At 73.3% G+C, this 11,090-nt stretch carries 10 protein-coding genes; 7 read left to right on the top strand and 3 right to left on the bottom strand.

Translation table 11 applies throughout. From position 1 onward, the window contains the following. The first annotated feature begins 64 nt into the window (after positions 1–64). The 3 genes from ACIBO1_RS28035 to ACIBO1_RS28045 all read left to right on the top strand — a co-directional run bounded on the left by ACIBO1_RS28035 (position 65) and on the right by ACIBO1_RS28045 (position 4,131). Positions 65–1,657 carry a GMC family oxidoreductase gene (locus ACIBO1_RS28035; protein ID WP_396751607.1) on the top strand — a complete coding sequence of 531 codons (1,593 nt, stop codon included), beginning with the start codon at positions 65–67 and terminating at the stop codon, positions 1,655–1,657. A 40-nt stretch (positions 1,658–1,697) separates the two neighbouring features. After that, positions 1,698–2,669 (top strand): hypothetical protein, encoded by a 972-nt coding sequence (locus tag ACIBO1_RS28040; RefSeq protein ID WP_396751609.1) that lies wholly within the window; start codon positions 1,698–1,700, stop codon positions 2,667–2,669. A 190-nt stretch (positions 2,670–2,859) separates the two neighbouring features. Further along, complete coding sequence (locus ACIBO1_RS28045) at positions 2,860–4,131, top strand: multidrug effflux MFS transporter (RefSeq protein WP_396751611.1); 1,272 nt, start codon at positions 2,860–2,862, stop codon at positions 4,129–4,131. Between the two features lie 115 nt (positions 4,132–4,246). On the opposite strand, the gene ACIBO1_RS28050 is transcribed toward ACIBO1_RS28045, so the two are convergent. Then, the gene (locus ACIBO1_RS28050) at positions 4,247–4,717 is read right to left on the bottom strand and encodes an SRPBCC family protein (protein WP_396751613.1); all 471 of its coding nucleotides are present in this window, start codon (positions 4,715–4,717) and stop codon (positions 4,247–4,249) included. Positions 4,718–4,796: 79 nt separating this feature from the next. Here ACIBO1_RS28050 and ACIBO1_RS28055 point away from each other — a divergent pair, with 79 nt between their 5' ends. The 4 genes from ACIBO1_RS28055 to ACIBO1_RS28070 all read left to right on the top strand — a co-directional run bounded on the left by ACIBO1_RS28055 (position 4,797) and on the right by ACIBO1_RS28070 (position 9,809). Then, positions 4,797–6,155, top strand: a complete 1,359-nt coding sequence (locus ACIBO1_RS28055) for an SWIM zinc finger family protein (RefSeq protein ID WP_396751615.1) — start codon at positions 4,797–4,799, stop codon at positions 6,153–6,155. Beyond that, positions 6,152–8,806, top strand: coding sequence for a DUF6493 family protein (locus ACIBO1_RS28060; RefSeq protein WP_396751617.1), 2,655 nt, complete (start codon positions 6,152–6,154; stop codon positions 8,804–8,806). The genes ACIBO1_RS28055 and ACIBO1_RS28060 overlap by 4 nt, the downstream gene beginning before the upstream one ends. A 26-nt stretch (positions 8,807–8,832) precedes the next feature. Next, positions 8,833–9,288 (top strand): hypothetical protein, encoded by a 456-nt coding sequence (locus ACIBO1_RS28065; protein WP_396751619.1) that lies wholly within the window; start codon positions 8,833–8,835, stop codon positions 9,286–9,288. 80 nt (positions 9,289–9,368) lie between these two features. Then, the gene (locus ACIBO1_RS28070) at positions 9,369–9,809 is read left to right on the top strand and encodes a hypothetical protein (RefSeq protein WP_396751621.1); all 441 of its coding nucleotides are present in this window, start codon (positions 9,369–9,371) and stop codon (positions 9,807–9,809) included. A 54-nt stretch (positions 9,810–9,863) separates the two neighbouring features. Here ACIBO1_RS28070 and ACIBO1_RS28075 read toward each other — a convergent pair whose 3' ends face one another. Together ACIBO1_RS28075 and ACIBO1_RS28080 are read right to left on the bottom strand one after the other, a co-directional pair. Then, a complete protein-coding gene (locus ACIBO1_RS28075) occupies positions 9,864–10,409 on the bottom strand; it encodes a nucleotidyltransferase domain-containing protein (protein ID WP_396751623.1) in 546 nt (181 codons plus the stop codon). A 175-nt stretch (positions 10,410–10,584) separates the two neighbouring features. Then, positions 10,585–10,866, bottom strand: a complete 282-nt coding sequence (locus ACIBO1_RS28080; protein WP_396751625.1) for a hypothetical protein — start codon at positions 10,864–10,866, stop codon at positions 10,585–10,587. Positions 10,867–11,090: the final 224 nt, after the last annotated feature.

Raw genomic sequence — 11,090 nt, forward strand, 5'->3', positions numbered from 1 at the left:
CCCTTTGCGTGACCGAGGCAATACGGTAAGTCCGCTGCCGGGCCGCCGAACCGGAGGATTCCCCATGACGGAGTACGACTACGTGGTGGTCGGCGCGGGTTCGGCCGGCTGCGTGCTGGCCAACCGCCTGACCGAGGACCCCGGCGTCCGGGTGCTGGTGATCGAGGCCGGCGGCTGGGACGGCAGCCCGTGGGTCCGCATCCCCAAGGGCTTCAGCAAGCTGATGGACGACCGACGCACCGCGTGGCACTACCCCGCCGAGGTGCCCTCCGGCGGGCGCGAGGTCTGGCAGCGCGGACGCCTCGTCGGTGGCTCCAGCTCGATCAACGGCATGGTGTACGCCCGTGGCGACCGGCTCGACTACGACGAGTTGGAGCGCCTCGGCAACCCCGGCTGGGGCTGGGATACCATGCTGCCGATCTTCAAGCGGCTGGAGGACAACCCGCTGGGCGCCTCGGACGTCCGTGGTGTCGGCGGGCCGTTGCGACTGTCCACCGCCACCGGCACCGACGAGGTCTGCGAGGAGACCATCGCGGCCGGGGAGGAACTCGGCTGGCGCCGGACGGACGACCTGAACGCCGGTGACGACGAGCGGATCGGCTACCTGATGGCCACCATCCGTGACGGTCGCCGCAGCAGTGCCGCCGACGCCTTCCTGCACCCGGTCCGGCACCGACCCAACCTGCACGTCGCGGTGAACACGGTGGTCCGTCGGGTCCTCGTGGAGAACGGTCGCGCGGTCGGGGTGCGCGCGCACCGGGGCGGGCAGCCGGTCGACTTCCGGGCCCGGGCGGAGGTGGTCCTCGCCGCCGGGGCGATCGCCACCCCGCACCTGTTGCAGGTCTCCGGGATCGGCCCGGCCGACACGCTGCGCCGGGCCGGGGTCGACGTGCTGCTCGACCGGCCCCGGGTCGGCGCCGGGATGCGGGAGCACCGGACCACCCCGATCCAGTTCCGGCTGACCGGCCGGGTCGGCTACAACCCCCGCCTGAGCGGGCCGCTCGGGCAGGGCCGGGAGCTGCTGCGCTACCTGCTGACCCGGCGAGGCCCGCTAGCCCTGCCGGTGTATGACGTCGGCGCGTACCTCCGCTCCACCCCCACCGCCCAGCACCCGGACGCGCAGTTGCTCGTCGCGCCCTTCTCGGCGGCGCCCCGGCGGCCCGGACGCGCGTTGGAGCTGGAGGCCGAGTCGGGGCTGATGGCGCAGGTCACGGTGACCCGGCCGGAGAGCGAGGGCAGCCTCGCCATCACCTCCGCCGACCCGGAGGCACCGCCCCGGATCGTCGCCGGCTACTTCGACGCGGCGCACGACCGGCGGGTGGCGGTCGACGCCTTCCGGCGGGCCCGGGAACTCTTCGCCACCGGCCCGATCGCCAAGCGGATCTCGGTGGAGACGCTGCCCGGCCCGGCGGTCCGCGAGGACGACGAGATCATCCAGGCGGGGCTGGCGCTCGGGTACTGCGGGTACCACGCGGTCGGCACCTGCGCGATGGGTCCCGGCGACGACTTCGTGGTGGACCCGCAGCTGCGGGTCCGGGGTGTGACGGGTCTGCGCGTGGTGGACGCCTCGGTGCTGCCGACCCTGGTCAGCGGCTATCTCAACGCGCCGGTGATGGCACTGGCGTGGCGCGCCGCAGACCTCATCCGCGCCGCCTGAGGGCGGTATGCTTCCGCCACCGTCCACCTTGGAGTCCGCCATGTCATCGATGCGCCGCGTGCGGCTGGTCAGCCGCCTGCTCGCCCTCACACTCGTCGGCACGGTGCTGTCCGCCGCACCGGCCGGCGCCGCCCCGGCACAGCCGTCGTCACCCCCGGGCTGGACGACCGTGCCCGGCACCACCCCGGTGCTGTCCCGACCGGCGGCCACCGTCTACGGCGGGGAGGTGCACCTGGTCGCCGAGGGCCCCGGCGACAGCGTGGTGCACAACCGGTACTCCCTGGAGACCGACGCCTGGTCGGGCTGGCGGACCGTGCCGGGTCCGGCCCGGGCGGCCTCCGCACCGGCGGTCATCCTCTACGGCGGTGACCTGCACCTCTTCGTCCGGGGACCGGCGGGCACCATCCGGACCTCCCGGTACTCGCTGACGACCGCGAGCTGGTCGGCCTGGTCGACGGTGCCCGGGTCGGGCGCCGTCACGTCGGAGCCGGCCGTCGCGGTGTACGGCGGCTACCTGCACCTGTTCGTCCGGGGGTCGGTGGGCGTCCTGCGCACCACCCGGTACGACCTCTCCACCGACACCTGGTCGGCCTGGTCGACGCCGGCGGGTCTGCAGGGCGCGACCTCCGCCCCGGCCACCGCGGTCTACGGGGGCTGGCTGTGGGTGTTCGTCCGTGGCCCGGCCGGCAACCTCCGCACCGTCCGGTACGACCTGTCCACCGACACCTGGACGAGCTGGTCCACGGTGCCCGGCTCGGCGGGTGCTCCGTCGGGCCCGGCCGCCCAGGTGTACGGCGGTGACCTGCGCCTGTACGTCGGCGACGCCGACAGCGGCACGGTCCGCACCGTCGCCTACACGCTGAACACCGGCACCTGGTCGGGATGGTCGACGGCGACCGGCCCGGTCGACCTGGTCTCGGCGCCCGGCACCACCCTGTACGGCGGTCAGGTGCACCTCTTCGTGCAGGGTTCCCAACAGCAGGTCCACCGGTCGCTGATCGGGTCGTCCTGACGGTCGGGCGGGCCGTCGACCCGACGGTCCGCCCGCCCTCCGACGACCGGGTGGTGACCCGCGCCCGACCGGCTGTGAGCTGCGTTACCAATACGTCGACCGGGAATCAGCTCGCCGGTTGCGGGTTGGAGCCAGATATGACCGTCGCACCACTGCCTGCTCAGCGTCCGGACCGGCCGGAGATCCTCCGATGAGCGCCCCGCCGCCGGGCGCGCTGATGCCGGGCGACCTGATGAGCCCCCGGCAACGCGTACGGCTCATCCTCGTCCTCGGCTCCCTGATCGCGGTGGGGCCGCTCACCATCGACATGTACCTTCCGGCGCTGCCGGCCATCGCCGAGGACCTCGCCACCAGCTCGGCGGCGGTCCAGTTGACCCTCACCGGCACGCTGGTCGGGCTCGCCCTGGGCCAACTGCTGATCGGCCCGCTATCCGACGCCGTCGGTCGGCGCAAGCCGCTGATCGCCGGCACCGCGCTGCACATCGTCGCCTCGGTGCTCTGCGCGCTCGCCCCGAACGTCGCCGTGCTCGGCGCGCTGCGGGTCGTCCAGGGCCTGGGCGCCGCAGCCGCCGCCGTGATCGCCATGGCCGTGGTCCGCGACCTGTTCAGCGGTAGGGCCTTCGCGCAGGTGCTGTCCCGCCTGCTGCTGGTGATGGGGGCCGCACCGGTGCTCGCGCCGACTCTCGGCAGCGAACTGCTGCGCTGGACCCGGTGGCAGGGCGTGTTCGCCGCGCTCGCCGTCTTCGGCGTCCTGCTGATGCTGGTCGCCGTCTTCGGTCTGCGGGAGACGCTGCCGCCGGCCCGCCGCCAGCGCGGCGGCGTCATCCCCACCGCGCGTCTCTACCGCTCGCTGCTGCGCGACCGGCCCTACGTCGGGCTGGTGCTCGTGGCCGGGCTGGCGATGTCGTCGATCTTCGCCTACGTCAGCGGCTCCTCGTTCGTCCTGCAGGAGCAGTACGGCCTCGACGAGCAGCAGTTCGGGTTCGCCTTCGGCGCGGGCGCGATCGGTCTGATCGCGGCCACCCAGGCCAACGTACGCCTGCTGCGGCGCTACCCGCCGCAACGGATCCTGGCCGGCGCCCTGCTGGTCGGCACCGTCGCCGGTCTGCTGCTGCTCGGCCTCGCCGTGACCGGGCTCGGTGGCCTGCCGGCGCTGCTCGCGGCGCTGTGGGTGGTGCTCGCCGCCGCCGGCCTGGCACTGCCGAACGCCCCGGCCGTGGCGTTGACCCGGCACGGCGAGGCCGCCGGCACCGCCTCCGCGCTGCTCGGCGCGGTGCAGTTCGGCGTCGGTGCGGTGGCCGCGCCGATGGTCGGGGTGCTCGGCAACGGTGCGGTGGCGATGGCCGTGGTGGTGGCCGGTGGCATGGCGTCGGCGCTGGTCGTGCTGCACCTCGTGGTGCGACCGGCCCAGCTCGACGCTCCGGAGCCCGACGAGAAGCCGCTGGCCGTCGCGGTCCACTGACCGCCGGGCCGGTCGGCGGCCGCGCCGCACGGCGGCCGGTTGCCCTCCGGCCGTCCTGCGGGGTCGCCGGGCTCCGCTCCGCGCGCTGCTGCGGCGCGGCCCGCTCCCGCTGCGGCTATCGGTGCGCCTCGCCCGTCTCGACGAGGCGGGCGAGGTTCGCCAGCGACATCCGGGTGCCGGTCTCGTTGTCGGCGGCGGGGACGGCGTCCGGCACGCCCTCGTGCACGACGTGCACGCTGGTGCCGCCGTCGGCGTCGCTGAGCGTGGTGGTCATCGTCATGACACCGCGCAGGGCGGGATCGTCGGTCTCGAACTCCAGCACCTCGACCACCAGCTCGTCCGGCACCAACCGGCGGAAGTGGCCGTGGTAGGTGTCGGTGTGCGCCGCCGTCTTGCCCGTGGCGTCGGGCGCGTCGTAGGTCAACGACACCCGGAACGCACCGCCCTCGCGGGCCTCGAAGTGGTGCACCTGGCCGGTCATGCCCTCCGGTGCCCGCCACACCGCGACCGCGTCGGGGTCGAGCAGGGCCCGGTAGACCGCCGAGCGGGGTGCCCGCACGTGCACGGTGATCTCGGTCGTGTACATGGGCGGACGGTACCGGTCACCGGTGACGAAACCGGTGCGCACCGATCCGTGTCGCAGGCGTGCTCTACCGTCCGACGGCGTGAACGCAGTGCAGACGTACCGGTATCTCGCCCCCTCCGCGCTCGGCGGCGGCGCGCTCGCCCTCCAGACCAGCGGTGGGCCCACCCCGAACCCCCGTTTCTTCCGCGGTTTCCTGACCACTCCGCAGGCGGCGGCGGTCGGCCTGCTGGCGGTGGCCGAGGTGGCCCGCACCCGCTACCACCGGCCGGTCGACCCGGCCAGCCTCGACCCGGTGGTCACCGGCAGCCGCGACCGGCTGCGCTTCGAGTCCTTCTCCGGCTGCTGCGGCGTGTACGCGCGCCTCGACGCGCTGCCCGAGGGCCTCGACGGTGACGTGGTCGAGCACGGCACCACCAACGTGGACGTCAACACGCCGCTGCGGGAGGCGCTGTCCCGGGTCGGCGGGCTGGACCCGTTGCACATGTCGGTCGGCCCCGACGACCTGACCGTGTCGACGATGGACGGCGAGGTGGTCGAGAAGAAGGTCCCGCTGCCGAAGCGGTGGCTGCGCGGCTTCGCCGAGGTCCAGGTGCTCGCCGCCCGCTTCGAGCCCCGCGCGGAGCTGTCGGCGGCCGAGGCGACCACGTTCCTGCGGCGGCTGCCGAAGGGCGGCAGCCGCTCGGTGCTGTGGGTGGTGCCCGCCGGCCGGTCGCTGCGGTTGACCTCGCGTCCGGTCCCCGGGGCGGTCTGCCTGGCCGGGCCGAGCCGGTTGGTCGCGCTGCACCCGATGCTGCGCTTCGCGAAGACCCTCCGCGTGTACGGCCCGACGGTGCAGGCCGGTTCCGCGCCGCTGCCCAGCGTGTGGGAGTTGGACACCGGGGCGCTGCGGCTGTCGTTGACCCTCTCCCCCGAGCCCTACCGTGGCTTCTCCGGCGAGGGCGCGGCGCTGACCGCGCTCGCCGGTGACGACGTGGTCGACGACGCCGAGCTGGTCTCCGCGCTGCTCTCCTGGGACCCGACCGTCGACGTGGACCGGCTGGCCGGTGAGGCGGGCATCGACGCCGACCGGGTCCGGGGCGCGCTGGCACAGCTCGGCACCGCCGGCCGCGTCGGGTACGACGTCTCCGAGGCGGCGTACTTCCACCGGGTCATGCCCTACGACGCGGGCCGGGCCGAACGCGACAACCCCCGGTTGGTCGGCGCGCGGGCCCTGCTCGACGCCGGGGCGGTGCAGCTCGACGCCGGCGCGGTGCAGGTGGACGGGGCGTCGGCCACCATCCGCAGCGGCGACCAGGTCTACCGGGTCCGGCTGCTGCCCGACGGCGCGCTCACCTGCACCTGTCCCTGGTGGGCCAAGCACCGGGGGCAACGGGGGCCGTGCCGGCACGCCCTGGCCGCCCGCATGATGGTCACCAACCGGGTCGAGGAGCAGGTGTGAGGCGTCCTACACAGGTCGACATCATCAAGAGCATGCCGCGACGGCGGCGGGAACTGGCGGAGGGGGGCTCCAGCGACCTGTTCGACCTGGTCGGCAACGGTTCCGCCGAGCAGGTCGCGGAGGCGCTGGCCGGGCTGCCCGAGCCGCGCCGCCGGGAGATCGGCGTGGAGCTGACCGCCTGGTTCAAGAAGCGGGACAGGGAGACCTGGTGGACCTCGGGGCCGGGCACCGCGCTCGCGGTCGCCGTCGTCGGTTGCCTGCCGACCGCCGCCCAGGCCGCCGCGATCCTCGGGCGCGCCTCGGTGCCGGTGGACGGCACCCGTGCCGCCAGACTGGTCCTCGCCGTCGCCGAGGACCGTGGTGTCACCTGGCTCGGTGACCTGGCCTACCGGGTGGCAGCGCGGTTCAGCGAACGGTCCTGGGTAGACCGGTGGCAGTTCGTCGCCGCGTTGTTGCAGGCGCAGGGGGCACCACCGCCCACCGACGACCGCTCGGTGCAACAGTGGCTGACCGCCGTGCAGTTCCCGGACCGGGGCCGCCGAGGTGCCCCGACTCCGGTGGCGGACCGCCTACGCGACGACCCCTTCCTGCCGGCAATGCTGCCCCGGCTGTTCGAGGTGGACGGCATCGGCACCCAGATGATGTTCGACGTGCACTGGAAGAGCTGGGACGAGCCGAAGCGGCACGCCCTGCTGACCGCGCTGACCCAGCTCGCCGCCGAAGGGGCGGTCGACCGGGCGGCACTCGTCGACGGCGCGCTCGGCCGCCTGCTGCGCGGTGACCGACCGACCGCGCTGCGCGCCTTCACCACCCTGCTCGGTCTGCTCTCGCTGAGCACCGCCGAGGTCGCCGCCCGCGCCACCGACCACCTGCGCCTGCTCACCGACGCGCCCGCACCGGTGGCCACCATGGCGCAGAAGGCGCTGCGTCAGGTGCCCGACCTGGAGCTGGAGTCGATCCTCGACGCCTCCCGCCAGGTGCTCACCCGGCCCGACAAGGCGCTGGCCCGCACCCAGCTCACCTGGCTCGACAAGCTGGCCCGCCAGCATCCCGACCGGGTCACCGAGATCGCCGAGGTGATCGCGCTCGGCGTCGACCATCCCGCCGTCGAGCTGCGCGACCGCGCCACCGCTCTGGCCGCCCGCCACGGCGTCGCGCCGGTGTCACCCGACCTCGGCCCGACGGTCACCGGCCCGCGCGGCGACGACCTGCCCGCCCCGACGCCACCCGCCCCGGCCCCCGCGCCGATCACCGACGTCGACGAGCTGGCCGAGGAGGTCGCCGCGCTGCTCGGCACCAGCTACGACGGCGCGTCGCTGGACCGGATCCTGGACGGACTGGTCCGGCTCACCGCCACCGACGCCGTCCGGGTACGCGCCGCCCTCGACCCGGTGATCGAACGCCGACACTGGTCGTGGGCGAACGAGCACCAGTACGATCCGCTCTGCCTCTGCCAGGTGCTCGTCGACGTGTTCACCAGCGCCGGAGTCGAGCAGCCCACCCAGCCCCGGTCCCGGTGGCAGGGGCTGCTCGCCGCGTTGCGTCGGAGCGAGCCGTCGGAACCCGAGTTGGTCGGCACGAACCCCCGGGTGCCCCCGGTGCACCGGCTGCTGCGCGCCCGGCTCGTCGAGATCGGGGCACACGTCACCGACCGGGGCGACACGGGACTGCTGGCCCTGCCCACGTCCGCCAACGGCGTCCTCGACCCGATGGTCCTGGTGGAACGGCTCGCCGCGCTGGGTGCGCGTACACCCGGGCACTGGGACCTGACCCAGGCGTTGCTGCGGTTGCCGACCGACGCCGACGAGGCGGTCGCCGGCAAGGCGGCGGCGCTGGGCAGCCCGGCCGGTGACCGCCTCGCGGCCTGGTTGCGCGACGGCGGACTGCCGCAGCCGGTGATGCGGCAGAGCACCCTGCGCCGCAAGCGCAAGGGCCAGTACAACTTCGACCACCCGTACATGCCGCCGGAGCGGTTGCTGGTCGAGCTGAGCCCGCCCGACGGTCACGCCGACCCCGACGGGCTGCTCACCCTGCACGCGACCTCGATCGGTGTGGAGCACACCGGCTGGGTGAACCTGTGGCCCTCGCTGCTGCCCGGCCACCGGGGCGTCGTCGCCGCCTCCGTCCTCCCCCTCGTCGCGAACACCGCCGACCTGGACCAACGCGACGGCACGGCAGTGCTGCCACTGCTCGCCGAGACCACCGGCCCCGGCGGGATCGCCCTCGACCTGGCGATGGCGTACGGCCTCGGGGCCCGACACGCCCCCGACCGCGTCGCCACCCTGGACGCCCTGCTCACGCTCGCCGCCGCCGACCAGTTCGACGCGACGGGCACCGGCACGGCACTCGGCGCGCTGGTCACCGGGGAACGGGTCAAACTGTCGCGGGTCGTCGAGCCACTCCGCGACGCCGCCCGGGCCGGCGCACCGCTGACCGTGTGGCGACTGCTGGCCGCCACGCTGCCCGCACTGCTGACCGCACGGACCGCGCCACGCGGCACCATCGACATGCTGACCCTGGCCACCGAGACCGCCACCACCACCGGGGTACGCCTCGACGTGCCCGGCCTCGCCGAGGTGGCCGCCCGAGGTGGATCCAGCCGACTGGTCACCGAGGCCCGCCGCCTGCACCAGGCGCTACAGAACCTGTGAGCCCACGGCCACCGACGACAGAACGCGTGAACGAACCGCCACCGACGACGGAGACCGCCCGGGCCGCACCCGGGCGGTCTCCCGCCGACAACTGGCGGCGGTTCTGGCGACGCTCTCCGGACGTCCACCCCGAGCCGGTCGACCTGCACCAGGCGGTCGCCTTCGGCCTGTCGGCCCTGGCCGTCGGGGCGATCATCGGTGTCGCCCTGGTGCTGCTGATCCCCTACCACCCGCCGACGCTCATCCTCCTGGCCACGCTGTCGCCCATCCTCCACCAGCACGCGGAGGGGGTACGCCACCGCTGGTGGGCCCTTGCCGCCGGCCTGGCGACAGGCGTCGCGGCCGGTCTCGGTCTCGACGCCCTGCTGGAGACGGTCATCGGCTCGGAGTGGACGACGGTGGGTGGCCTGCTGGTCGGCAGCGCGGTCGGCATCCTGACGCACGCGGGGACAACCCACCTCCCGGTCCGCACCCTACGATGACCGGGGAACGACATCCGAGCCGCTGTCAGGATCAGCCGGTCCGACCTCAGCAGCGGCGCTCCCCTCTGGCAGGTTCTCCCATGCCCACCTCTTCGGCCTGGCGGGTAGCGAACGCAGCGCTCCTCGGCGCGGTGTTCGGCACCACGATCGGCGCGACCTGGCGAGCGCTGAATGAGCAGGACCAGCCCGCCGAGGACTCCCTCGGTCTGCTGTATCTCTCCCTGATCCTCGGGCTGCCGACGATCGTGGTGGTGAGCTGGGTGCTGCTGGCGCTGACCGGACCGGCCTGGGTGGCCCCGACGGTCACGATCGGCGGACTGGCCGCCGGAGGCTTCGCCCTCAGCCTCTACCAGCAGACCATCGACCCGTCCGGCTTGCCGCCAGTCGCGGTCTACGCATCGATCTGGGGCACGTGCTACGCGGCCGTCGCGCTAGCCTGCCTACCCCGTGTGCTCCGACCGGTCCGGGTCGGCATCATCGCTCTGCTGGTGGCTCCGGCAATCCTGTTCCTCATGCTCTGAACAGACAGCCAGCGGACGCCCCCAAAGAACGGTCGTTGTGCTGCTCGGACCGGCTCAGAGAGGACCGCCGGCCGGCTCCGAGGAAGCCAGCAGCCGCCGGAGTACCCCGATGTCGGCGACGTCCTTCTGCCGCCATGGCCGACCGTTGCGCAGGTTCGGGTACTGCTCCTTCATGGCCAGCATGCCCGGGATACTCATGGCCAGCACCGGCGTACCGTCGAGCGTCACCGGCTCGTCGTCGAACGATCCTGGCGGGAACATCCAGTCCGAGAACCGCCCCAACGGCTGGTGGAACCACCCGTCTGGACGCCGGTCGAAGTAGGCGGTGCTGAAGGAGACACCGTCCCAGGTGAACTCGCACGACTCCACTGGCGGCTGGGTCGCCAGCGCCGTGGCGCCCGCTCCCACGAGCAGCGCCTTCGACCGGTCGGCGTGGATACGCTCCACCCAGAACTCCACGTCGCCGTGCTCGCGGGTGATACGACCGATCCGCGCGTCGAGTCCCCAGCCCCCGAACAACCATGCTGCGATATCGGCTGCCCGCAGGACCGCCACGACCTCGCGAATGACACGTAACTGCCCGTCGGTCTTCTCATCCACAACCTGATCCTGCCCGGTGCCGAGCCCGCCTGTGGACCCCGTCCGCGTTCCCTCTGCGCCAGGAGCGCAACAGGATTCCCTGATCGTGGCAGCGTGGCTGGCCGACACGCCGAGGTGCGAACAGCCACACTGCCAACATGAGACGCGGACCGCTGAGGTCGGTAGGGTCAGTTGCTCAGCGGAGCCGGCGCACGAAGACCCGTACGCCGATCACGATGATCACCACGACCGCTGCCCCGGCCAGGTACGCCCACCGGCCGCCGAGCAGGTTGCCGATCCCGAGCAGAGTCACTGCCACGCCCTGCCACAGCAACTCGTACACGGTCAGGTGCCCCGTCCGGGACGTCGGCCGACTCTGCCGGCCCTCGGTGCGCAGGAGGTTCACCGCACGCGCCGTGAACAGCACACCGAAGATGAGGCAGAGCCAGCCGGCGACGAGGTTCAGCATCGGCGGCACGGAACCTCCTGGAGACATGTCCGACCGGCCCAGACCGGACAGAGGCGATAGCTCGATCCTCACACCACTGTGGATGTTGCGCATGCCGAGCGGGAATCCGATGACCAACGTCAGCGCCGTCCCAAGCACCTTCATGGAAGTAGTTCCATCCTGTTTGGGCTGGTCGGGGGGTCTTGACTGTGGGGTTGGTGGTGGTGGGTGGGCTGGTTGTGGGGTGGGTGATC

The organism is Micromonospora sp. NPDC049903 (assembly GCF_044460945.1).
In the GTDB taxonomy this organism is placed as follows: domain Bacteria; phylum Actinomycetota; class Actinomycetes; order Mycobacteriales; family Micromonosporaceae; genus Micromonospora.